General features: G+C 65.4%; 18 protein-coding genes. 6 read left to right on the top strand and 12 right to left on the bottom strand.

The window, feature by feature from the left end; all coding sequences use genetic code 11:
• Positions 1 to 2: 2 nt before the first annotated feature.
• From GGQ89_RS16285 to GGQ89_RS16260, 6 genes are all read right to left on the bottom strand, one after another.
• Positions 3 to 893 carry a glycosyltransferase family 2 protein gene (locus GGQ89_RS16285; RefSeq protein WP_083706756.1) on the bottom strand — a complete coding sequence of 297 codons (891 nt, stop codon included), beginning with the start codon at positions 891 to 893 and terminating at the stop codon, positions 3 to 5.
• A gap of 97 nt (positions 894 to 990) precedes the next feature.
• Positions 991 to 1,479: an acyltransferase gene (locus tag GGQ89_RS20300; RefSeq protein WP_056432624.1), complete on the bottom strand. Its 489-nt coding sequence runs from the start codon at positions 1,477 to 1,479 to the stop codon at positions 991 to 993.
• A gap of 2 nt (positions 1,480 to 1,481) precedes the next feature.
• Complete coding sequence (locus GGQ89_RS16275) at positions 1,482 to 2,654, bottom strand: glycosyltransferase (RefSeq protein WP_206362733.1); 1,173 nt, start codon at positions 2,652 to 2,654, stop codon at positions 1,482 to 1,484.
• Positions 2,651 to 3,736: an endo-1,4-beta-xylanase gene (locus GGQ89_RS16270; protein WP_184106444.1), complete on the bottom strand. Its 1,086-nt coding sequence runs from the start codon at positions 3,734 to 3,736 to the stop codon at positions 2,651 to 2,653. The genes GGQ89_RS16275 and GGQ89_RS16270 overlap by 4 nt, the downstream gene beginning before the upstream one ends.
• A complete protein-coding gene (locus GGQ89_RS16265) occupies positions 3,736 to 4,221 on the bottom strand; it encodes a glycosyltransferase (RefSeq protein WP_076715914.1) in 486 nt (161 codons plus the stop codon). Before GGQ89_RS16265 ends, GGQ89_RS16270 begins: the two co-directional genes overlap by 1 nt.
• The gene (locus tag GGQ89_RS16260; RefSeq protein ID WP_076715915.1) at positions 4,218 to 4,700 is read right to left on the bottom strand and encodes a glucuronosyltransferase; all 483 of its coding nucleotides are present in this window, start codon (positions 4,698 to 4,700) and stop codon (positions 4,218 to 4,220) included. Before GGQ89_RS16260 ends, GGQ89_RS16265 begins: the two co-directional genes overlap by 4 nt.
• Before the next feature lie 304 nt (positions 4,701 to 5,004).
• Between GGQ89_RS16260 and GGQ89_RS16255 the strand changes: the two genes are divergently transcribed.
• On the top strand, positions 5,005 to 7,131 hold the full coding sequence (locus GGQ89_RS16255; RefSeq protein ID WP_184106443.1) for a GumC family protein: 2,127 nt from the start codon (positions 5,005 to 5,007) through the stop codon (positions 7,129 to 7,131).
• 755 nt (positions 7,132 to 7,886) lie between these two features.
• On the opposite strand, the gene GGQ89_RS16250 is transcribed toward GGQ89_RS16255, so the two are convergent.
• Positions 7,887 to 9,626, bottom strand: coding sequence for a type I secretion system permease/ATPase (locus GGQ89_RS16250; RefSeq protein WP_184106442.1), 1,740 nt, complete (start codon positions 9,624 to 9,626; stop codon positions 7,887 to 7,889).
• A gap of 144 nt (positions 9,627 to 9,770) precedes the next feature.
• On the opposite strand from GGQ89_RS16250, the gene GGQ89_RS16245 reads away from it, so the two are divergent.
• Positions 9,771 to 10,730, top strand: a complete 960-nt coding sequence (locus GGQ89_RS16245) for an endonuclease/exonuclease/phosphatase family protein (protein ID WP_184106441.1) — start codon at positions 9,771 to 9,773, stop codon at positions 10,728 to 10,730.
• 20 nt (positions 10,731 to 10,750) lie between these two features.
• Here GGQ89_RS16245 and GGQ89_RS16240 read toward each other — a convergent pair whose 3' ends face one another.
• The 5 genes from GGQ89_RS16240 to GGQ89_RS16220 form a co-directional block, all read right to left on the bottom strand.
• Entirely contained in the window at positions 10,751 to 11,476 is a 726-nt protein-coding gene (locus GGQ89_RS16240; RefSeq protein ID WP_184106440.1) for a glycosyltransferase family 25 protein, read from the bottom strand.
• A gap of 27 nt (positions 11,477 to 11,503) precedes the next feature.
• Positions 11,504 to 13,165, bottom strand: coding sequence for a TolC family protein (locus GGQ89_RS16235; RefSeq protein ID WP_076715924.1), 1,662 nt, complete (start codon positions 13,163 to 13,165; stop codon positions 11,504 to 11,506).
• Positions 13,166 to 13,189: 24 nt separating this feature from the next.
• Positions 13,190 to 14,545 (bottom strand): HlyD family type I secretion periplasmic adaptor subunit, encoded by a 1,356-nt coding sequence (locus GGQ89_RS16230; RefSeq protein WP_056432597.1) that lies wholly within the window; start codon positions 14,543 to 14,545, stop codon positions 13,190 to 13,192.
• Positions 14,542 to 16,293 (bottom strand): type I secretion system permease/ATPase, encoded by a 1,752-nt coding sequence (locus GGQ89_RS16225; protein ID WP_184106439.1) that lies wholly within the window; start codon positions 16,291 to 16,293, stop codon positions 14,542 to 14,544. The genes GGQ89_RS16230 and GGQ89_RS16225 overlap by 4 nt, the downstream gene beginning before the upstream one ends.
• A 237-nt stretch (positions 16,294 to 16,530) precedes the next feature.
• Positions 16,531 to 18,021: a lipopolysaccharide biosynthesis protein gene (locus GGQ89_RS16220; protein WP_184106438.1), complete on the bottom strand. Its 1,491-nt coding sequence runs from the start codon at positions 18,019 to 18,021 to the stop codon at positions 16,531 to 16,533.
• A gap of 172 nt (positions 18,022 to 18,193) precedes the next feature.
• On the opposite strand from GGQ89_RS16220, the gene GGQ89_RS16215 reads away from it, so the two are divergent.
• The 4 genes from GGQ89_RS16215 (at position 18,194) to GGQ89_RS16200 (ending at position 23,723) form a co-directional block, all read left to right on the top strand.
• The gene (locus GGQ89_RS16215; protein ID WP_184106437.1) at positions 18,194 to 18,454 is read left to right on the top strand and encodes a spike base protein, RCAP_Rcc01079 family; all 261 of its coding nucleotides are present in this window, start codon (positions 18,194 to 18,196) and stop codon (positions 18,452 to 18,454) included.
• A 3-nt stretch (positions 18,455 to 18,457) separates the two neighbouring features.
• A complete protein-coding gene (locus GGQ89_RS16210) occupies positions 18,458 to 20,023 on the top strand; it encodes a hypothetical protein (protein ID WP_184106436.1) in 1,566 nt (521 codons plus the stop codon).
• Positions 20,024 to 20,695: 672 nt separating this feature from the next.
• The gene (locus tag GGQ89_RS16205) at positions 20,696 to 21,436 is read left to right on the top strand and encodes an Ig-like domain-containing protein (protein ID WP_184106435.1); all 741 of its coding nucleotides are present in this window, start codon (positions 20,696 to 20,698) and stop codon (positions 21,434 to 21,436) included.
• A gap of 298 nt (positions 21,437 to 21,734) precedes the next feature.
• Positions 21,735 to 23,723, top strand: a complete 1,989-nt coding sequence (locus tag GGQ89_RS16200; protein ID WP_184106434.1) for a right-handed parallel beta-helix repeat-containing protein — start codon at positions 21,735 to 21,737, stop codon at positions 23,721 to 23,723.
• Positions 23,724 to 23,964: the final 241 nt, after the last annotated feature.

Raw genomic sequence — 23,964 nt, 5'->3', positions numbered from 1 at the left:
CCTCAGCGCCCCAGCAACGATTTGGCCGCGCCGGTCAGCCGCTTGCGTACCACCTGCGTCGTCAGGTTCTGCCGCGTCCAGCCCATGCCGCGTGCCTCGCGCGCCACCCGGTCGATTTCGGCCAGCGTGTCGGTCAGCCCCAGATGCGCATCGGCGATGCCGCCCGTCACCAGGCTCTTGCCCATGCGGCCCAGCCCGTCGAAACGCCGGGCGAGGTGCAGGCCGGTCGCCATCATGATCTGCGGCTTCAGCGACTTGGCGCGGTCGGTATTGGTGTAGCGGTTGGTGGCGTGCAGCCGCTGGAAGGTCAGCGGCGTCTCGACGAGCATGCCCGGCGCCAGATAGGCCGCCGCGAACTTCAGGTAATTGTCGCTCAACACCACGTCGTCGGCGAGCGGCATCGGCAGGATCTGCGACAGGATCGAGCGGTGGAAGGTCAGGCCGGAGGTCGGCACGGGCAGGGTGGGGAAGCCCCCGGCGCGCATCGTCTCGCGCTTGTCGATCGGGGTCAACACGACCGGATCGGCGATGCCCGCATCCTCCTCGTTGGTCACGCGGTCGAAGCACCAGCCGACCTTGTGGCTCGAATAGATGGCGGCGACCTGCGCAAGCTTGCCCGGCAGGAAATAATCGTCCGCATCCAGCATCATGAGGATGTCGCCACTCGATGCGGCAAAGCCGGCGTTGAAGCTGGACGCCTGACCGCCATTGGCCTTCAGCACCGGCGTGATCGCATCGCCATAGCTGGCAATCACCGATCGCGAGTCATCGGTCGACCCATCGTCGACGACAATGATCTCATACGCCGCATGGTCCTGCGACAGCACGCTGTCGATACAGGCCCGCAGATACTGGGCGTAGTTATAGTTGTTGATGAGGACCGACAGCTTCATCATATCTCCTCGCACGTCCCCATAATCTGTCGCCTGATCGCATTAGCATGGAAATATGCGACGCCGCGATGACGAACCCGTGCCGATTTACAAATTGTCACGCGACCGGGTCGACCGGATCAATCTCTTCATCCGCGCCGATCCGGCCATATCGCGAGATGATCCGCAGGTTGCTGCGGATGACGCGCGCCGGATTGCCCGCGACCAGCGAATTCGGCGGCACATCCTTGGTCACCACCGAGCCCGACCCGATGACGCATTCGTCACCGATCCGGATGCCCGGCAGGATGATGCTGCGCGCCCCGATGAAGCAGCGACGCCCGATCCAGGTATCCAGATACAGGCCGCGCGTCAGGTCGTGGGTCAGGATCGCGGCGTCGAAGGCGACATAGCTTTCCTCGCCGATATGCAGACCCTTGGGGTTCGTCCGGTCGAACTTGGCCGACAGCGAGAATTGCGCGGTCGGGTGAATGTCCATGCCCCAGAAGCGGACATACCAGAAACGCTTCGCCTCGACGAAAACGTTGCGCAGCTTCTTCAGTCGATTGAGCCCCCATTTGGGTTTGGCTCCGGTGGTACGCGCCACGGTTATTTCCCCCGATGGTCCGCGAGGACGCGGTCATAATAGTCTTCGAGCAGGCGGGTTTGCGCGACAAGGTCGAACCGCTCCGCCACCCAGGCCGGGGCCCGCTCGTGAAAGGCGCGCCAACGGTCACGGTCGGACAACAGGCTCGCCAACGCCGCCGCCATGGTGTCGACGTCTCGCTCATCGGCGAGCAGGCCGGTCCGGCCTTCCTCCACCGCCTCGCCGACCCCGCCCGAGCGGAAGGCGATCACCGGCGTGCCGACGGCCTGCGCCTCCAGATTGGCGATGCCGAACGCCTCGGCATGGCCATTGTCGAGCGTGACGCTGCCATGCAGATAGATTTGCGCCTGACCCAGCTCGGCGCGGATCGCCTCCTGGCTCAATCGCGCATGGTGCGTGACCTTCGGCAGCTTCGAGCGGGCATAGCGCAGCGTTTCGTCCGCCTGCGGACCGTCGCCGATCATCACATAATCGACCGGGATGCCCTGGGCCGCGACCTGCGCCAGCGCGTCGATCATGTAGCGATAGCCCTTATATTCGACGAACCGCGCGATCGACACGACCCGGCCCGGCACGCGCGGGCTGGGATCGGGACGGAATATGCGCGTATCGACGCCGATATAGTGGCGGAAGATCGATTCCGGCGAGAAGCCGAGGCTGAGCAGCCGGTCGCGGATGAAGTCGGATACCGCGATATTATAGCCGCCCGCCTGCGCCATCCGGGCGCGACCCTTGGCGAAGAAACGGACCTGATTGAACCCGCCGGGCTTTTTGGGATCGCCGCGATAGGTGGCGTCGAAACCGTGGAAGGTCGTGACCAGTGGACGGCCCAGCGCCTTGGCGAGCGGACCCAACACATAACCATTCTTGCCGAAATGGGCATGGATCAGGTCGGCCCCGGCCAGCGGCGGGAACAGGGCGGGGGCCGCGACGCGCGGGATCTTGAGCAGCAGCGACCCCGCCTTCATCGCGGGCGAGGCGTCGATGGCATGGACCGGCAGGTCGGTCTGACCGCCATGGCCCTGATCGATCCGCTTGCCGACCAGGAAGCGCGGCGCATAGCGTTCGTAACCGCGCGCCTGTGCCAGGACAAAAGCCTGGCTGGGCGGCAGGAAACGCTCGACGAAGATCGCGACCTTCCGGCGGTCGCTGGTCGCCTGGGTCATGTCGTTCATCGCTTGCTCCGTGACGAACCCGTTTCCCGCAGTGCGCCCGCCAGCGCGTCGAGCGCGGGCAGGGGGGTCAGGTCTTCGTCATACAACAAAGCGCGCGCACGGCAGCCATGACCTTGGCGCGCTTCCGCCTTCGAGAATTTCTCGCGCAGGCCCCAGGTCGTGACCCCGCGCAGCGTGCCCGTCGCGGCGACGGTGCGCACCATGTCGGCAAAGACCTGGCCATAGATATCGCCCTGCGTCGCCGTTGGAGGCAGCCGATGCGCAAAGCGGCACGATCCGTCCATCTCGGTGATATAGGCGCCCATGCCCAGCTTGCCGACTTCGCGCAGGAACGCGGTCAGGGCGGGGGCGTCGAGCTGGTCGAAGCCGGGACGGAAATGCGCCTGCAGACCGATCGCATGAACCGGAACCCCCGCCCCGCGCAGTTCGCGCAGCAGGTCGAGCATCATGGCGCGACGGGCGTCGTAATTGGCGCCCGCCTTTTCCAGATGCGTTTCGTTGATGACCAGAATCGCCTTGGGATCGGCGCGATGCGCGCGCTCGAAGGCCTCGCGCACATGATCCTTGCCGAGCAGGCGATAGAAGGCCGACGGACGCCACTGCGCCGCGTCATAGTCCATCACCTCGTTGACCACATCCCAGGCATAGGCGCGCCCGGCGAAATGGCCGACGGTCGCATCGATATGCCGGTTCATCGCCGCCCGCAGCTCGTCCGCGCTGGTGATCGCATCGACCCAGGCGGGGACGCGATACCAGACCAGCGTATGGCCATAGAGGCCCGCACCGATCTCGCGCGCGAAGTCGGCGATCTTGTCTGCATCGTCGAACTGGATCACGCCGGGCTGTTTCTCGGTGCCCGTCCATTTCAGCGCATTGCGTGGTGTCAGCGACGAGCAATGACGCTGGAACAGGCGGCGCATGGCCGGATCCTTCAGATCCTCTGGATCGATCGCGGCGCCGAAGCGGATGCCCCGCCCAAGCGAGCGCAAGGCTACGTCATCGGCCGCCGATGCCCGCAGGCCGAATGTCATGGCGGCGGCACCGCCCCCTGCCAATATGCCCCGGCGCGTCCAGCCCGCCATCACCGCGCGCCCGCGCTGCGGATGACGGAATCGAGATGCTGCATCAGCCGCTGACGCCCCTCCGGCACCACATCGGTTCCGGGCGGTGGGGCGAGATCCTGCGCGAGCAGCGCGTGCAGTTCCTCGCCGGTGCGCGCGACATAGAGGCCGGGCCGCCCTTCGAGCTGGCCGACCGTCGCCATCTGGTGGTCGTTGCGATGTTCGCCATGCGCCACAAGGCGCGGGAACAGGATCACCGGGCGACCGACACGCTGGCAGGTCAGGATGGTGCCGATCCCGGCATGGGCGACGACGACGCGCGCCTTGGCGAAATAGGCATCGACCTCGATCGGGCGGATGCGCGCGCTCCATTCGATGTTGCGCGGCGTGTAGGTCGAGGCGCCGGTCTGGGCGAAGACCGGCTCGCCGAGCGAGGGCGCGATAGTGTCGATCGCCTCGATCAGCCGGTCGAAGGGCAGCTGGGTTCCGACGGTGACGAAGATCACAGCACGCCTCCGACATGATGGGGGCCGTCCGGCTTGGCGACATGCGACCATTGGGTCAGCCATTCGCTGGCGACCCATTTCGCCAATGTCCCACTTTTGGACAGTTTCTCGACATTGGCGACGCTGTCGATCCACACCGTCCGGGCTCCGATCAGCCGTCCGGCGAGCAGGCAGAAGAAGCCCGGTGCCGCGCCGGTCGAGATGATGACCTTGGGCCGCAGGCGGAACACGGTCACGAAGGACCGGATCAGGCATTTGAGGCTCGGCCAGGGGGCGTCGAGATTGCAGTCGGGCAGAATGATGCCGTCGGTGATCCCGGCCTTGGCCAGCAGGTCGGCCTCGGTCGTGGCGAAGCGGGTGGCGTGGGTTTCCAGCATGCTGCGCAGCAGCATCATCTGCTCCCAATGGCCGCCTTGCGACGCCACCGCGAGCACGCGTATCGCCGTGCGTCCAGCGTCCTGTGCAGCTCCCGATGCCATCACGCTATCTCCCTCGTGCAGGCGGGAAAACGTCCGCCCGGCCGCCCGCAACGTGCAGGCTCCATCGGGCGGTAGCCTATATCATGAACGGTGCCACCTGCAAAAATGACACCGTCCTGGGACAGTTGCGGTGCAGCAAAAAAGCGACCGCCATGGCATCCTTCGATGCGGAAAGGTTGTCCTATGATGGTTCGGCCGGTCGCTGCGGATCGTTACGCATCTGCTTGCGCCGGGTGGCGATTGGCCGGTACACAGCCCCGGATATTCATCGCGACATCCCGGCAAGCGGGACGGAGACACGATTATGAACCCGCTGGTGCCTGTCGATCAGGACTCCGCCAAGATCATCGACTTCGGCGCGGTGCTGAACGCGGTCCGTCGGCGTCTGGTCCCCATCCTGATCACCATGATCATCGTGCTCGGCCTGACCGGGCTGAGCTACAAGATGGTCACGCCGCGCTACAGCGCCGAGGGTCAGGTCGGTATCCAGCGCACGAACGAAGAGATCGTCAACGCGCAGGAGGATCAGCGGGTACAGCCGTTGACGACCGACTCCTCGTCGGTCGACACCGAAGTCGCGCAGATCCTGTCGCCCGAGACGCTGGGCCGCGTCGTCGATCGGCTGGGCCTGGCGAAGAACCCGAATTTCGTGGGCACCGATCCGCTGAGCCCGGCGGATGCCCGCAATGCCGCGATCCGCGCGATTGCCGGGGGGCTGACCGCGACGCGTGACGGCACCTCCTATGCGATCAACGTCAACTACCTCTCGACCGACCCGGTGATGGCGGCGAAGATCGTCAACACGACGATCGACGAATATCTGACCCGCCAGCAGGTCGAGAAGCGCGACGAGCGCAACAAGGAAATCGCGCTGCTCGCCTCGCGCATCAACGAGGCGCGCGGCCAGTTGCAGGTGGCCGAGACGGAGGTCGCCCGCTTCCGTGCCGCGACCAACCTGGTCGACATCCAGAACCAGAGCACCAACGCCCAGCAGTCGATCGCGGTACTGAACCAGCAGCTCGCCGATGCGCAGGCGCAGCAGGCGGTGGCCGAGGCGCGCAACACCGCGCGCAGCGCCAGCAGTGCCGGTGCCGGTTCTGCGGTCGTTTCGCCGGTGCTCCAGCAGCTGCGGACCGAGGAAGCGACGCTCAGCGCACAGCAGGCGTCGCTGTCGGAGCGTTATGGCGACCGTCATCCACAGGTCCTCGAAACCAACCAGCGGCTTCAGGAAACCCGTCGCCAGATCGCGGCGGAAACCGCGCGCGTCCGCCAGAGCCTCTCGGCCGAGGCGGATGTCGCCCGTCGGCGCACGTCGTCGATCGTCTCGTCGCTGGGCGCGCAGAAGGGGCAGCTGCTCCAGGGCAACGCCGCCTCGGTTCGTCTCGCCGAACTCGAGCGCAAGGCGACGACGCTTAAGAGCCTCTATGAGGCATTGCTGGAGCGGTATCAGCAGGCGATCGCGCGTCAGGGCACCGAGCGCAGTGCCGGTTACGTGATCGCCCGCGCCGTGGCGCCGACCGCACCTGTCAGCCCCAAGAAGGTCGTCTTCGCGGGCGGGGGGCTGCTGGCGGCCCTGCTGGCGGCGGCGATGGTCGCGGCCGGTCTGGAACTGGCCGAGAACGGCTTCAGCACGCGGCGTCAGGTCGAGCGGGCGCTGGGCCTGCCGGTGCTGGCCTCGGTGCCGGACCTGCGCACGTTGAAGCGCGACCGGATCAAGTCGCCGACGCCCGCCACGATCAGCCAGCATCTGATCGACCATCCGGGCAGCGTGTACAGCGAATCCTATCGCTCGATCCGCACCGCCCTGAAGGTCGGACGCGAAGAGCAGGCGGCGCGCGTCGTCGCCATCTCCTCGGCCCTGCCCGCCGAGGGCAAGACCTCGACCTCTTTCTCGCTGGCCCGCTCGTCGGCGCTGGCGGGTCTGTCGACCGTGCTGGTCGATTGCGACCTGCGTCGCCAGGCGACCAGCCGCCAGATGGAAGGCGCGATCCAATATGGCCTTGCCGACCTGCTGCGCGGCGAAGCGACGCTGGACCAGGTGTTGGTGCGCGACAGCGCCAGCGGCGCCTTCCTTCTGCCGCAGCGTTCGTCGACGGCCGAGAACGACTATGACCTGATCGCCTCCAGCGCGATGCAGCAGCTGGTCGATCAGCTGCGTGAGCGGTTCGACCTGGTGATCCTCGACACCGCGCCGCTGCTGGCGATCGCGGACTCGCGGGCGATCGCGTCAATGGCCGATGTCGCGCTGGTGGCGGTGCGCTGGCGCAAGACCCCGGCCCCGGCCGTCCGGCTGGCACTGGACCACCTCGCCATGGCCGAAGCGCGGATCGGTGGCATCATCATGACGATGGTCGACCTGAAGGCTCAGAGCCGCGCAGGGGCGGGCGACGAACTGCGTTATTACAAGAAATATTCCAGCTACTATAGCTGATGACGAGCACCGGAAGCCGGGTCGGAGGACCCGGCTTCCGGCAGGGCCTGCGCGGGATGCGATGGTCCTTACAGGAGCGGAATGGCCGCAATCGGCCTCCTCCACAGATCAGTTGGCGCACACGAGGCCCGGAGGTTTCCGCCTCTGCCAGTTTCCCGACATCGCACTCAGCCTGTTCCAGCCCCGGGCATTTTGGCCGGGACCGTTGTTGCGAACGCGACGGCTGACCGCACCCTGAAACTCCGAGCCAGCGAGATCGGCGCTTGGCCGTAGACCCAAAGATGGGCCCAAAATGGCGGCAGGGTGAGCCTGCCTAGGTCCACGATGGCGGCGGCATGTTCCCACGCAACGCGCGTGGGACGGTCGAGGGCAAGATAACATTATATTGGTCAACATGAGCCCCTCCCCTTCAGGGAAGGGGTTGGGGTGGGGCCTTTCAACGAATGCCGCGCTTGCGGAAGCGCCCCACCCCCGGCCCTTCCCCCAAAGGGGAGGGATGGGCCTATTCAGGTCTTTGGAGTCTAATACGTTGTACCGTCCGCGGGCCTGACGGTGCGGCAACCGCACGCGCACGACCGTCACGCGCGATAGGTGCGGGCGGATGACAAGCCGGTAGTCGTCGCCAAAGGCGATGACATGACCGAAGCATGGAGCGGCGGGGCGACGAGTTTGCGACTCACCGCCGCCGCTCTTCACCACGATAGCGTGATCTCCAGTGACTCCGCTGGGAGAGGAGCGTCCGTACGCCCCCGGCGTTACGCCTGACCCAGGGCCTGGACCCGCTGTTCCTCGGCACGTTGCAGGATCTGCCCCGCCGGGCCGAAGGCGGCCATCGAACCCGCCTGCAGCTGCATGATATAGTCGACACGGTGCATCAGGGCGGGGCGATGGGTGACGACGATCACGATGCCGCCTTCATCGCAGACATCCTCCATGACCTGGGCCAGCATCTTCTCGCCATCGCCGTCCATGTTCGACGTGGGGTCGTCGAGCAACAGGATGAAGGGCTTGCCGAACAACGCCCGCGCCACGGCAATGCGCTGACGCAGACCGGCGGGAAGCAGCTGGCCGCCACGCCCGACCTGGGTTTCGTACCCGTCGGGCAGACGCAGGATCAGGTCGTGGACATGTGCGCGCCGGGCGGCGGCCAGCACGGCCTCAGTCGGGGCGTCGGCGTCGAAGCGGGCGATATTCTGCGCGACGGTGCCCTCGATCAGTTCGACCTGCTGGGGGACATAACCGACAAACTTGCCCAGTTCCTCTTCGTCCCACTGGTCGAGCGCGGCGCCGTCCATGCGGATGACGCCGCGCGCCAGCGGCCAGATACCGGCGATCGCGTTGAGCAGCGCGGTCTTGCCCGCACCGGTCTGCCCCATGATCCCCAGCGAGTCGCCCGCCGCCAGCCGGATGCCGACATTGTTGACGACGGGGCGCTGGGTGCCGGGCGCGAAGACATAGACCTGCTCGGTGGTCAGCTCGGTCTCCGGGCGCGGCAGCAGGGTGGTGATATCGCGCAGCGGCATCTGGCGGAGCAGCAGGTTCAACCGCTCCCAGGCCGAGCGCGCGCCGGTATAGTCGCCCCAGCCGGTCACGGCCAGTTCGACCGGCGCCAGGACCTGATAGAGCAGCAGCGCGGCGATCAGCGCGGTGCTCCAGGCGGCGCGGTCGGTGAAGGCCAGCGCCGCCCCGATCGTCAGCAACAGGATGAACAGAACGAGCCGGAAGCCGCGCACCGCGCCGACCAGCCCGACCGAGCGGCCATGCAGCGCACGCTCGGCCAGCAGATCCTCCTGCGACGCGCCGATCCAGCGCTGGCGCAGGCGACCCTCCATGCCCATGGCGCGGGCGGCCACGGCATTGCGGCGGCTTTCCTCCGCCACCATCCAGCGTAGGGGCCGTAGTTCGTCCAGCGTCTCGGCCTTCTGCCCTGCCGACCGGCCAAGGAGCCAGGCCATCAGCCCGAGCACGACCATGGCGGCCAGCCCGACCAGGCCCACCCAGGCGTGCAGGGCGAACAGCATCAGAAGGGAGAATGGCGCGACGCAGAGGTCGATCAGCGCGGACGGGATCGGGCCCATCAGGAAGGCGCGCAGGCGATTGGCGTCGTGCAGCGGTCCCAGTCCGTCGCCATCCGGCGCCCCGACGCGCGCGACATGCGACACGCCGTCATGGACGCGCGGCGCCAGACGCTGGTCGATCGCACCCGCCACATCGAAGAACAGGCGCGACCGCAGGCTGTCGAGCAGGCCGAAGACCCCGTAAAGGACGAGGCCGAGGAACAGCAGCCCCCACAGGGTCGCGGTGTTGCGACCGGGTATCGCGGTATCCGCCAGCACGCCGACCAGCAGGACGCCGAGCATCAGAATGATCTGAAGCGTCACGCCGATGCCCAGGGCGCCCATCACCCCGCGACGCAGCGTGGACGAGATCATCGTGCCGTCGTCCTGCACCGCCGACAAGGTCGATGTACTCTCACCCCAGATTACGCGTGCCATATGCGGTTCATTCCTCTTTACGGCGGGGCTGTACCATGGCCCTGCCGTCTCCGACAGCGGTTGCGACGGGATATCCGGATCGGTTTGACACGATCCGCCGCCTTCCTCTAGCGGCGATGGCTCTGGGCAAGGGGCATGGGTGCGATGCGGCGTTGGTCATGGATCGGCTGGACGTTGCTCGGCATGGCCTGGGCATTGATCCTGTGTGCGCTGCTGGGGCGGTATTGGCCGGTTGCGGATGCCTTCGCTTCGTTTCTTCCCCTTGCCGGGGTGCTCGCCCTCTTCGCATTGCCGATGGCGCCGCGCCGCGCGCGATGGAGCTTTATCGGGCTTAATATTGCGGCGCTGGGACTGGTCGGCTGGCCGATCCTGCACGAAATCGGCGCAAGGCCGTCCGCGATCGAGCCGCCAGCAGGGGCGGAGCGGCTGGTCGTCGTTACCCACAACCTCCATGGCGGCGTCACCACGCCCGATCGGGCGGCCGCGGTCCTGCGCGATAGCGGCGCGGATGTCCTCTTGCTTCAGGAAGCGCGGCAGGCCGGGCCATTGCTGGCGCGGCTGGCGACGAATTTTCCCTATCGCAGCCACTGCCAGGGCTGCGAATTGGCCATCTTGTCGCGGCGGCCAATGGGGCGGGTGCACTGGCGGCTGACGAACCAGGTGGGCCAGATCGCCGGACCGGCGCTGGTTCGCGGCGATGTCACCTTGCCCGGCGGCGCTGTCGTCACGGTCGCGACGGTTCATGCGCCATGGCCCTATCCGCCGCAGCCCCAGACACGGTTCCGCCGCAGCCTGATCGATGGAATCCGCGAAACCGACAGCGATCGTATGGTCCTGAGCGGTGATTTCAACCTGACACCCTGGGGCCATGGCATGGCCGAGCTCGATCACGGCCTGTCGTCGATGCGGCGGATCACGCGGGCATTGTTCAGCTTTCCCGCGCGACTGGCGGGGCGAGACTGGCCAGTTCCGCTATTGCCGATCGACCAGATTTTTATCGGTCGCGGCATCCGGTTCGGGCGGGTCGATGTGTTGCCCTATACCGGATCGGATCACCGCGCGATCCGTGCCGAACTTTATGTATCGGGGCGGCCCGCACCGTAGCCACCCCGATACCGGTCGTCTCAGCGACCGAACGTCCGATCCTTGATAAAGGCGATCTTGCGCCGCATCCGGTCGGCGGTCATCCGCATCTTGGCGCCGCGCGTCGGCTTTCCGGCGAAGCGCGCGCCGCCGATCGTCGAGCCGCGATATTCCTCCATGATGGGGAAGGGGAAGAGGCAGAGATTGGGGATGCCGCTTTCCCAGAAACGGTCCATTTGATCGTCCACCGGCCGCACCGCATCGGTGTAGAGATCCAGGAAACGCTGCGCGCCCTTGCGGGTGATGAAATAGCCCTGGGTGCCATAGGGCTTGCCATAGAGCCGCACGACATACAGGTCCTGCGCGGGCCAGTTGCGCCGCCACGGCAGGTGCGGCGAGGGCTTTTTATAGAAAAGGCGCAGATAATCAACGCCCTCGGCCGCATAGTCGACATCGCACAGCAGCTTGATCGCCGCCCAGTCGGCAATGACGTCATCCTCCAGCACCAGATACTGGTCGGCGTCTTTATCCGCGACCAGTTGCCGCCACAGTGCGGCGTGGCTGGAATAGCATCCCAGTTCGCCGGGCTGGAGCGGGCGCCCATGTTCGCGGATCGCGGCGGCTTCGTCATACCGCAGGCCCTGCGGCTCGCGGTGCGCGTCGAAGAAGGACCAGTCCAGCCCGGACTTCTCCGCATTGCGGGCGAAATTCTCCCGCCGTTCGGTCGCGGTCGTCAGGCTGACGACATGGATAGGGGTCCGTGCCATGGGGTGCTCCTGTCGGTCTGATGGGGCTTAGCGTCTGGGCGGCTTGGCCGGGGCGGTCGGCGTGCTCGGGACCTGTACCGGCGGAGCGGGCGGCACCTCGAGCGGCGTGACGGCACTTTCGACGCGGAACGCCCCTGACGGATCGCGGACCGGGCGTTCGCGACCGATCACATTGCCCGTGGTCAATCCGTCGAGCCCCGACAGGATCGGCGTCAGCAGCGGGATGTCGCCCTTGCGCTTCACGCGGTCGAAATTGGCGTTCACGTCATAGGCGGGCAGGCCGGAGATCAGCTTCGGAGCCTCCAGATTGCCCATCGCGGACAACAGCCGTGCCCGTGCGATATATTCGCTGGCCTCCGCCGTGGCATAGCTGGTGCGGATGTTCAGCAGGTCGCGCGCCAGGTCGAGCACGTCCAGGGTCGTGCGGTCGCCCGCGCGTTCCTGGATGACCGCGCCGTCATAGGCGGCCTGCGCCGCCGCCGATGCGTCGCGCAGATGGATCAGCGAAGCGAGGGCGGCGCGATGTGCGTCCCAGGCCTCGGCCACCGACTGCCGCGTCTCGCGCAACGCCGCGTCGACCAGGCGCCAGTCGGCGTCGTTCTGCTGCCGCGCGCGCTCGATCGACAGGCGGCGCGTGCCGGAGTCGATCAGCGGCATGGTGACGACGACCGAGGAGCGCAGATCGGTGGTGCGCAGCTGGTTCTGATAGATGTTGGTCGGGCCGTAGGTGCCGCTGCTTTCCAGCGAGATGTTCGGATTGCGCTCGGCCTGGGCCTGCGCGATCTGGGCGCGCGAAACCTTTTCGCGCGACTGGGCGCCGCGGATGATCGGGCTGCCATTCTCGGCCATGGCATAGGCGGCGTCGAGCGACGGGACACCCAGCGCCAGCTCGGGCGGGGTGGTCAGTGCGCCGGGCAGGCCGCCGGTCGCTTGAAGGAACAGCGACTGGCTCGACCCCAGCTGGCCTTGCGCGTTCAGCAGCTGGGCACGGCCGAACTCGACGCGGGTCTGCACCTGTTGCAGATCGCTCGACGTGATGTCGCGCACCGCAAAGCGCTTCTGCCCGTCCGAGAATTGGCGTTCCAGCAGCGAGAGGTTCTGGCGGGCCAGCTCGACGATGTTGCGGTCGCGGATGACCGACACATAGGCCGAGATGACGCCGAACATCGTCGAGGCTTCGACGAGACGCAGCTGTTCGCGCTCCAATGCGACCTGCGCCAGCGCGTTCTGCTCAGCGGAGGCGCGACGCCCGAAGCTCGTCACCGGCTGCGAGAAGATGATCTGCGCGGTGCTCGAGAATCCCTCAGGCCGGTTGTACAGGCCGGGGAAAATTTCCGCGCGGGTTCGGGTGAACTGGTGCGAACCCTGCAACGTCACCTGCGGCCCGTAATTGGAGCGCGCGAGCGGGTAGAGCGTGTCGACCGACTTCAGCGTCGAGCGCTCCGCCACCAGCGTCGGATTGCTCCAATAGGCGCGGGCGATCGCATCCTGCAGCGTGGTCAATGTCGGCGTCGCATTGGCCGCGATCGTCCCTTCGGGCGTTTCGCGCGGCAGTTGCGGCTCCAACGGCTGCGGCATGCCCGCCGCCGTCGGAACCTGTGCCATCGCCACGCCCGATGCGGACCCCAGAAGGGCCAGCATCGTCAATCCTGCGCCCAGATTCAGCGCCGTCCCCCTGAACACGGTCATTCCCCCACTCCGTCGCGCATTATATCAATTGTCTCGGAAAGCCCGCTCGAACTGGTCGCGCAGGGGCTTGGTGATGTAAGAGATCATCGTGCGGTTGCCCGTCTCGATGAACACTTCGGCCGGAACGCCGGGACGCAGCCGCATCTCGGGATAACGGCGCATTTCGGCATCGTCGATGGCGACGCGGACCGGGTAGAAGGCCTGCTTGCCCTCCGCATCGGTCGAGCGGTCGGCGGCCACGGTCACGACCTTGCCATGGATTTCGGGCGTCGCGGTCGAGTTGAACCCGCTGAAGCGGATGCGCGCCTGCTGCCCGACATGGACCTGATCGATGTCGGTCGGCGAGACGCCTGCCTCGACCATCAGTTCGTCGCTGTCGGGGACGATCTCCATGATCACCTCGGCCGGGCGGACGACGCCGCCGATCGTGCTGAACTGAAGCTTGTCGACCACCCCGTCATAGGGGGCGCGCAGGACGCTGCGGTTCTGGGCATCGACGGCCGAGACGCTGCGCACCTGTTGCTGGTTCAGCGTGTTGTTGAGCTCGGCCAGGCGGGTGCCCGCTTCCGAACGGCGGGTTTCGCCCAGCTGGATGATCTGTTCGCGCGCCTCGGTGATCCGCGCCTCGGTCGAGGCGATATTGGCCTGGAGCGCGCCGACATTGCCCTGAAGATCGGCGGCGGTGCGTTCCAGCTGGTTGCGGCGGCTGATCGTGACCAGCCCCTTGTCCCACAGGTCCTTCACGCCCTGACGCTCGGGGTCGATCAGCGCCGTCTGCTTGTTGAGCGCGTTGATCTGCGCACGATAGGCGCCGATCTGTTGCTCATACTGGCGGACCCGCGATTGCAGCTGGGCGATCAGGCCCGCCTGCTCGGTGCGGCGGATGTTGAACAGCTTGCGCTCGTCCGCCATCGCGCGCTGTGCGCCTTCGCCGCCCTTCAGAAGCTCCTCGGGGAATGCGATGTTCGCCACACCCAGTCGTTCGGCCTCCAGCCGTGCGCGCTGGGCCAGCAGCTGGTCGACGCTCAGGCTGGAGTAGCGCGCATCGGCGCCCGTCACCTGATCGTCGAAGCGCATCAGAATCTGGCCCTTGCGAACACGCTGGCCGTTCTCGACCAGGATTTCGGATATGACGCCGCCGCCCGGATGGGCAATCCGCTTGATCCGGCTCTTCACGCCGACTTGGCCCGGCGCGATCACCGCGCCGCCGATCGGGATCAGCGCGCTCGCCAGGCCGAAGCCCAGCACGAGGACCAGAATGGCGATCAGCGCGACGCGGAAATGCCGACTGGCACTGCGCACCGGATCATAGGAGACGGACTGTTCCTCGATGATCGCCAGGCGCGATCCGGGGCCGCCGGTGGTGACGATGCCGTTCATGACTTGCTTTCCTCAAGGGTACGCTCCGGCGCCGCTGCCGCCGCCTGGGGGATTGCCGCGCGGGACAGGTGTTCCATCACCTGGTCGCTCGGCCCGAATACTTCGATCCGCCCGTCGCGCAGATACATGATCTTGTTGACTTGGCCCAGTACGCTTGGACGATGGGCGATGACGACGACGATGCCGCCGCGATCCCGCACGCTACCGATCGCCGCGGCCAGCGCGGCCTCGCCCTCGGCGTCGAGGTTGGAATTGGGTTCGTCCAGCACGACCAGGAACGGGTCGCCGTACAGCGCGCGCGCCAGGCCGATCCGCTGCCGCTGCCCGGCGGACAGTTCGCGCCCGTCATCGGTCAGCTGGGTGTCATAGCCGCCCGGCAGGCTGGTGATCAGCGCATGGACGCCCGCCGCCCGCGCCGCCGCGATGATCGCGTCCGACGTGGCCTGGAGGTCGAAGCGGGCGATGTTCTGCGCGATGGTGCCGCCGACCAGCTCGACCGATTGCGGAAGATAGCCGAGCGACCGGCCCAGATCCTCGGGCCACCACTGGTCGAGCGCCGCGCCGTCCAGGCGGACCGCGCCCGCCTGCGGCTTCCACAGGCCGATCAGCGCGCGGCCGAGCGTGGTTTTCCCGGCACCGCTGGGGCCGATCAGGCCCAGCGCGTCGCCGGGATTGAGGCGGAACTGGACGCCGTGCAGGGTCGTGCGCTGCGTGCCCGGAGGTCCGACCACCAGATTCTCGACCAGCAGGCTCTGGCGGGGCGGGGGCAGGCGGATCGCGCCCGGCTCGGTGGCGGGCACGCGGGCGAACAGTTGCTTCAGTCGCGCCCAGCCCTGCCGCGCGCCGACCAGATTGCGCCAGTTGGCGATCGCCTGATCCACCGGGGCCAGCGCGCGGCCCGACAGGATGGACGAGGCGAAGATCACGCCGCCGCTCGCCTTGCCGCTGATGACCAGCAGCGCGCCGACGCTGAGGATCACCGATTGGAGGAGCATGCGCAGCATCTTGCTGAGGCCGCCCAGCTCGGCGCTCTGGCGCGCAACGCGGTTCGACAGGCCGACATAATGATCGTTCACCCGTTCCCAACGCTCGCGCATCCGGTCGCGCATGCCCAGCGCGGCGAACAGCTCGACATGGCGGATATTGCCCTCGGCCAGCGCGTTGCGGACCGACGAGATCTGATGCAGGTCGTTGGCGGGCTGCTTCATCTTGCGGTTGGTGATCAGCGTCAGGCCGAGCAGGATCAGTGCGCCGACCAGCGTGGTGACGCCCAGCCAGACGTGCAGCATGAACAGGATGCCCAGGAAGAACAGGATCCAGGGCAGGTCGATCATCGTCGCCACGCCCGAGCCGCTGATGAACGACCGAATCTGGTCCAGATCACGCATCGGACCCAGCCCGTCGCCCTGCTGCACGCCGCCGTTCAGCGATATCTGGCCCATCGCGGTCTGGACACGGCGCGACAGGGCGCGGTCCAGACCGTTGCCGACATCCGACAACATGCCCGCGCGCAGATTCTCGAAAAAGCCCTGAAAGGCATAGGCCAGCGTCACCATGACCAGCAGACCGACCAGCGTAGGGATCGATCGCCCCGGCAGGACCGAGTCGTAGACCAGCATCATGTAGATCGAGCCTGCCAGCAGCAGCACGTTCAGGATCGCGCTGACCGCCACGATCATCCCGAATACGGATCGGTATCGGCGCATGGCCGCCCGCAGATCGTCTTGTCCCCCGTCGGCAGTACGCAAAACTCGGCCCTTCCTTACGCCCATGCTATAGGCCGCACCGGAGACTCCGATACGATCATGGAGTCAGGATATAGCCCCAACTCGTTAACGGGCTGATGCCCCCCAGGCGTCCGCTCAGGCGGATTCGTGGTTTTGTTTCTGCAACTTCCCACAGGCCCATAAAGATGCGAGTTCGGATGGGCTTTATTTATGTGCCGTTTTGATACGGTGTTGCATGCGAGAGGAAGCGCCTCTGGGTCAGGCGGGCCTGCGGCGCAGCTTGCCCACCATATTGGCGGCCTCACGCTCCAGTCCTTCCGGACGGCCCATGACGATCCACAGAATCACGCGCGCGCCGATATAGACGATGCCGCCGACCATCACGCGAAGTACGAGGTCCTGCGCCAGATCGTACCCAGCGAATAGACGCCACCCGGTTCCGGCGACCCACCAGACCGCCAGCGCCATGGCGCAGCAGCTGATAAGAGTAGGCAAATGGGTGCGCAGTTGCCGCATCAGGCTCACCCCGGCCAGGCGCTTGGCAAGCAGCATGGCGATGGCGATCTGGTACAGCCCGGTCAGGACCCGCGCCGCGACCAGACCCGGCACGCCCCAGATGACCGCTCCCGCGATCATCAGCGGCAGGCGGATGCACAACACTTGCAGGTCGCGCATGAACAACAGGCGGACCTGCCCCATCGCCATGCCCAGCGGAGTGACGAGCCCGGCAATGCCCTGAAGCCCGAAGATCACCGCAAAGGCCTGGATGATCGGCACGGCGGGAAGCCATTTGGGATTGAGGAACAGCGGGACCATAGGCTGGGCGACCAGCGCGAAGCCGACGCCGACCGGCACGCCCAGCGCGACGAGCAGGCGGTCGGCGCGGATATAGGCTGCGGCCAGGCGCGGCTTGTCATGCTTGATCGCGGCAAAGGCGGGGAACAGCGTCTGGATCAGGGGCAGCGTGGTCTCACGCGTCGCCAGATTGGCCAGGTTGAAGCCGACATTATAATAGCCGAGCACGGTCGGCGTCGCGATCTTGCCGACCAGCAGCTGATCCGCGCGCCAGTTGAGCGCGTTCACCAGCTGCGACGCGCTGGTCCAGACCGAGAAGGACAACAGGGTGCGCCAGCTCGCCAGCGAGAAGCGGGGCAGGCGGGGAAGGATGCAATAGGAGGCGATGACGGTCGCGGCATACATGCCGACGATCCCGGCGACGATCGCCCAATAGCTTTGGAAATACCAGGCGACGGCGACCGCGACGATGACATTGGTCATCTTCGAGGCGGTCGACAGCACGAATTCCTGCCAGAAGACCAGCTTGCGCTGGAACACCGCCAGCCAGGGATTGGCCAGACCCGACAGCGCCGCGCCGCAGCCGAGCACGATCATGATCGGCACCAGCCGCTGATCGCCATAGATATGGGCAACCAGCGGCGCGGACGCGGACAGGACCACCGCGATCGTCACGCCGCGCAGCATCGACAGCGTCCAGGCCGAATGAAAATCCTGGTCGGTCGGATCGTCCAGCCGGATCAGCGCCTGGGACAGCGACATTTCGGTGATCGAGGTGACGATCTGCATCAGGGTCGCGGCGATCGCGACGAGGCCGAAATCGGCGGGGACGAGCAGGCGCGCCAGCAGCACGGTGCTGACCATGCCCGAAAGGTTGACCACCAGCCGCGCGGCGGAGAGCCACATGCTCCCCTTGGCGATCCGCTTACCCACACCCCCGGCTGCCTGACTCATACCGATCCCATTAGCTGTGCGGCGGCCGGATACCGGGCCGCCGCCGACAAACACGCGTCCTTCGGGCCGCCGTTACCGGGTCAATCGGCGCTTTCCTACAGGATAAAACCGAACATATAGAGAACATCGTCCCGAACGACAGCGTCCGGGCGATCTTGGGGGGAGAAGAATAATGACCGATCCGTTCAACAGCGACAGCCTGAATGCACCGGCACGCGCGCCCTTTGGCATCGTGCCGAGCGATACGGTTGCGCTGGCCACCGTGCCGAAGCGGATTTTCGTGGGTACGGGCGGGCATGTCACCTTGCGCGGGGTCGATGGCGCGGGGGACGTCACCTATCGCAACGTGGCGAGCGGGGTCTATCTGAACGTCCGGCCCAGCCATGTGCGCGCCACCGGCACAACGGCGGCCGATCTGATCGGGGAGGCCTAAGCCATGGCGCAGGATTATGCGGGCAATCGCCCCGCCTTCGGCAATCCGCGCATGTCGGGCGATCCGGACCGCTATATGTTCTGGGCGTCCGGCGCACGCATGCCGTCGGGCGCGCTGGTGACGGCGCAGGCGGATACGCGCTTCGTCATGACCAAGCTGATCTTCGGATCGCCGCAATATGCGATCGACCATCTGCGGCTTCATTATTCGGGCTTCGCCTGTACCGAGGGCAGCAACAGTCCGCAGGAGACGGTCCTGCCGGGCAACGCGATGACGGTGCACGGCGTCTGGGTTTCGGTGAATGGCGGTCCGGCGACGGCCTGTCGCTTTGCGGGGGCGGCGGACCTGTCGGTCGCGAGCGGTTCGACGGGCGCCTGGAGCGACGACCTGTCGCTGGCCGTCCCGCCGGAATCGCTCGTGACCGTCTACACTCTATATTCCACGGCGGCGGGGGAGCGGCAGATCCCGGTCTATCAGATCACCTCGCGGCGGGGAGAGCGGGTCTGGGGGGCGGACAATGCCGCCGCGCTGATGGCTCTGATCGGGAGCGACACGGCCAGCACCGCCTCGCTCGATAGCATGAGCTTTCCGGCATATTATGGGCCGGACTTCATGGTCGCGAAGGGCTGGGACGGTCGCCCGGTGCCGCTGATCGTCTGCGACTCCATCGGCGAGCGTCAGGCGGATAGCCCGCTGGTGGCCGATGCCCGGCGCAACATGGGCTGGCTGCGGCGCTGGCTGGACCGTGCCGGACCGCTCGGTCGGACTCCCCATGCGGTCATCGGCCTGCCCGGCGCGGCATCGAAGCGGGAATTGATCGCGGCCAATGCGTCGCGACGCTGGGATATCATCGACCAGATCGTTGCGATGAACGGCGGGCGGCGGCCTTTCACCTGCATCCTGAACCAGATGGGACGCAACGACTATGACAGCGGCGGCTATGCGGTGATGCGCGCGAACTGGAAGGCGCTGAACGATCGTATCCTCGTGCGCCATCCGGGCACGCCCATCATCGCGGTCGGGCAGGTCATCCATCCCAACTCGACCGACGGCTTCCGGACACTTGCGGGGCAGGGCTATCAGCTGGGCGGGGAATGGCCGAACGGGCTCCGTTACCAGTTGGAGGCGGACAAGGCGGCAGGCATGGACGGCACCGTTGCCGCCTATATCGAGGTCGTGCGTCCCGCCGGGCTATCCGACACCCAGGGCAGGTGGCCCGAGCCGTTCTTCGTGACACAGCTGGCGCAACAGGCGGGGACGGACGGAACGGCCACGTACGACATGATCACGCTCGTCGACGCGCCGGAGATCGGCGATACGCTGCAATGGACGTCCGGCGCGACGGCCGATATCGCGACGGTCGTGGCGATATCGGGCCAACCGGGTGCGTGGACTTGCAGGCTTCACTATGCGGGAAGCCGGACCGTCGCCCCCGCCGGAACCGAGGTCTTTGCGCCGAATGCGAATGACGGCGTGAACTCGCCACGGACGGGCACCCATCCCAGGCCACGGATGATCCGTCATATCGCGGCGTCGGTTCCGCAGCAGGACAAGGGAAAGCTGCGCTGATTCGGGTAGAATCTCATTTGAAAGCCATCAGCCCGTCATTTTCTTCAAAATGGCGGGTTTTTGCGCGATTGAAATCATTACGATGAAGCGCGCGATTTCCACGATGAATGGAGTTGGCGTTCGGAACTTTGTTATCGGCCCGCGTCAAACTGACCCTTTTGACAACCAGCGGCCATAAGTCTCGACCATAAAAGCCAAGTTTAAATTTATTTTCATCCCAGGGCGGGTTTGGGCGGATTCGGCCTTAGCCTGACCCTATCGATTCAGTGTGTCACCGTAATGAATGCCGCAGACGGTGATCCTCATCGCCGGACAATTGAGCGCGAAATGGCAGAAATGCGCGACTTCACGGCGTATTGAAGTCTGATCGCTCCTCGACCGGTGCTTTTGGATACCGGATATCATGGTGATTATCCCGAGTTCGGCGCATCGGGAAAAACGGACGAGAACGCGGTTTCAATTCTACGGTTCCGTTGGCTGATCCTTACAGCACGGCCGCGCGCCTCCCCCCATGCCGGATCGCTTCACTTCGGGACAGTTCGAAATTGCGGGGAAACATTCGCTCTTCCTCTGGTTAACCCGGCGCTTACCATATGGGGCAGTAGAGAGGCGGCACGCTGCCACATCGCTAAGCATTCACAGTTTCAACACGCAAAAACAGGGATCATCACCATGGCGAAGCCCATCTTCAACGACCAGACCATGAAGCTGAACGAGACGACCCGCTCCATGACGGGCAACATCCTGCTGAACGGTGGCGCGACCGACGCGGATGGCGGCGCCATCACCGTGGCGCGCGTCGATGGTGCGTACATCGCGGGCTCGATCGGCGGCGGCAAGGGCGTCAACGTCATTCAGGGCCAGTATGGCACGCTGACCATCGCCCAGGACGGCACTTACACCTACGAGCTGAACAAGGGCGTCAACTTCGTCGCCGGCAGCACGATGGTCGAAGACTTCACCATCAAGATCCGTGACGGCCAGGGCAATTACGATCAGGGCATCATCAAGTTCGACGTCATGGGCATGGCCAACCAGCGCCCGGTCGCGGTTGACGACTTCGTCACCACCAATTCGACCGTCGCTGGCGGCAACGTCCTGGCGAATGACAGCGATCCGGACGGTGATACCCTGCATGTCGGCGGCGTGATCGACCTCGCCACCAACACCAACTATCACATCACCGGCCTCGGCAATGTCGAGATCAAGGGCGTGTACGGCACTCTGACGATCAACGACAAGGGCGTCTTCTCCTATGTCGTCGACCAGACCGATCCGGACACCATCGCTCTCAACGGCAATGCAGGCGTCGAAAAGTTCGCCTACAAGCCGCATGACGGCCAGAACGGCCAGGGCAACAACACCGACTATGCGATCCTGACGATCGACTTCAACGTCGCGCCGGGCGTGTAATCGGGCGTCGCTCGCCACCCCGGCGGCGAGCGAATCGATTGCAATGCAAATGTTAACGCCGGTGTCCTTCGGGACGCCGGCGTTAACATTTTTGCGGGCCAAAAATGCGTTATCGGCGAATTAAAGACACGGAAAGGTATCTTAACGTACCGCCGAAAGCCCGAAAAATGGTCCATAAACACAGCGATTTAACGTATACAATGCGTTAACCCTTCCATGTAACCGACCGTTTCCGGAGTCATCGCCACTACCGTCTCATCGGGAAGATCACGGCTTCCTTCCCCGGAGACGACGGAACATGACGACCTATTATGTCGATGCTGCCAACGGTTCGGACAAGAATGCCGGCACCAGTGCGGGTGCGGCGTTTCAGTCGGTTGCGAAGATTTCGAGCATCAAGCTGCAGGCGGGCGACACGGTTCTGCTGGCGCGCGGCAGCAACTATGCGGACATGCTGACCATCAACGGTTCGGGCACCACCGACAAGCCGATCACGATCGGCGCCTATGGCACCGGTACCGACCCGACCTTCACCGGCAAGCAGGGCATTTACGGCACCAAGACGGCGAACATCGTCATCAAGGACCTGACCTTCTCGACCGGCTTCAATGCGATCTATGCCGCCCAGGCCGAGAACTGGGTCATCGATCATGTCTCGCTCATCAATGCCGGTACCGCCACGGGTACGGGCAGCATCTCGATGAAGACGAGCAAGAACGTCACCATCTCCAACAGCAAGTTCGACCATGTGTCGAACGACGGCATCTATGTCGTCGACATGACGGACCTGACCATCGTCAACAACGTCATGTCCAATCTGGTGGGCGGCACCGCCGACGGCATCCAGGTGACCAGCTCGTCAAACGTCAAGATCAGCGGCAACAAGATCGACCAGTCGACGTCTCCCGACTCCACCAAGGGCGGGATCATGGTCAACTCCAGCTCGAACGTCGTCGCCTCGGGCAACGAAGTGAAGGGGGGCAGCTTCGGTGTCGCGATCAATGGCTGGAACGTCCAGATCACCGACAACAAGCTGAGCGGTCAGAACAAATATGCGTGGTCGTCGGCGATCATGGCCAGCGCCGGTATCGATATCGGCAACTACACGATCTCGGGCAACGAGGTCGTGGGCTCGAACTTCGGCGTGGCGCTGACCGGCTTGTCGCGTGACGGCAATGTCAGCCGCAGCAACATCCAGATTGCGAACAACACCTTCGTCAGCGTCGCCAACGCCGCGCTGAAGATCGACAAGGAAGCCACCGGTGCCTTCCACGACAATGTCGTCGTCGACAGCAAGCTGACCCAGATTGCCGGCAACGGCCTGAAGAGCGTCTTCGATGTCAGCGGAAACCTTCAGACGACCGCGGCGAACATGTCGGCTGACGTCAAGGCGCAGGCCAGCACGGTCGCCAAGGCCCAGGCCGATGCCGTCGCCAAGGCGCAGGCCGACGCGGTGCTGAAGGCGCAGGCCGATGCCGCCGCGGCCAAGATCCTGCAGGAAAGCTATTCCGAGAATCTGAACAAGATCCAGAAGATCGGGATCAACGCCGATCGTTATGCGATGGATGTCTCGGGCACCAAGATGTCCGGCAACATCCTGGATAACGACATCAACGCCGCGGGTAACAAGCTGGGGCTGAGCACCGTCGGCGGTTCGCGGATCGGAGCACAGGGTGTCGACCTGAAGGGTGCTTATGGAACCCTGCACGTCGACAGCAACGGCCACTTCACCTACGCGCTCGACACCGGCGCCCTGGCCAAGCTGAAGAACGTCGCGACCCCGACCGAGAGCTTCCAGTACAAGGCCAATGACAGCGGCAAGGTCGTCACGTCGAGCCTGACGATCGACCTGTCCGCCTATGTCGGCACCCAGGACGTAACGAGCGCGGCGGCAAAGGCCGCGGCAAAGTCCGGCGCGCCGGTCTTGAAGGCCAAGGCGGTCGACGATTTCTATAAGATCGGCGCCGACAGCCATGTCGTGACGGGCAATGTCTCGACCAACGACATCATGTCCGACGGCAGCATCCTTTCGCTGCGCACCGTCGGTGGACAGACCGTGTCGAAGGGCGCGATCGACCTCAAGGGCGCGTACGGCACGCTCCATATCGATGCCAGCGGTGCGTTCACCTACACGCTCGATGCCGATGCCAATGCCCGGATGGTCGCCGACCACAAGACGAGCGACAGCTTCGTCTACAAGGCGGCCCATGGCGGCAGCTATGATCAGGGCGCGCTGGTCATCGACCTGACGCCGCACCTTACGGCAGGTGACCTGCTGGTCCTCTGATACCCCCTCGCATCCGGGTGGGTTCCGAAGGATCCCGACCCGTTTGGTCAGGACGAAATGGCGGGCGGCCGACACTATGTCGGTCGCCCGTTTCTGTTTCGCGATGGCCTGCAACGTCCTGAAATGGTTCGTGTGGCATGGCGGCGCGCGTCAAAGGGACGGTCTCTATACCATTTGGGATATGCCCCTCGGGTTCGTCGAATGTCATGACGCCGGGATAGGGCAAGCGATTGAAGTGTTG

This window comes from Sphingomonas yabuuchiae (genome assembly GCF_014199595.1).
GTDB lineage: Bacteria > Pseudomonadota > Alphaproteobacteria > Sphingomonadales > Sphingomonadaceae > Sphingomonas > Sphingomonas yabuuchiae.
The sequence above is the reverse complement of the archived record's forward strand: the minus strand, read 5'-3'. Positions and strand labels throughout refer to the sequence as shown.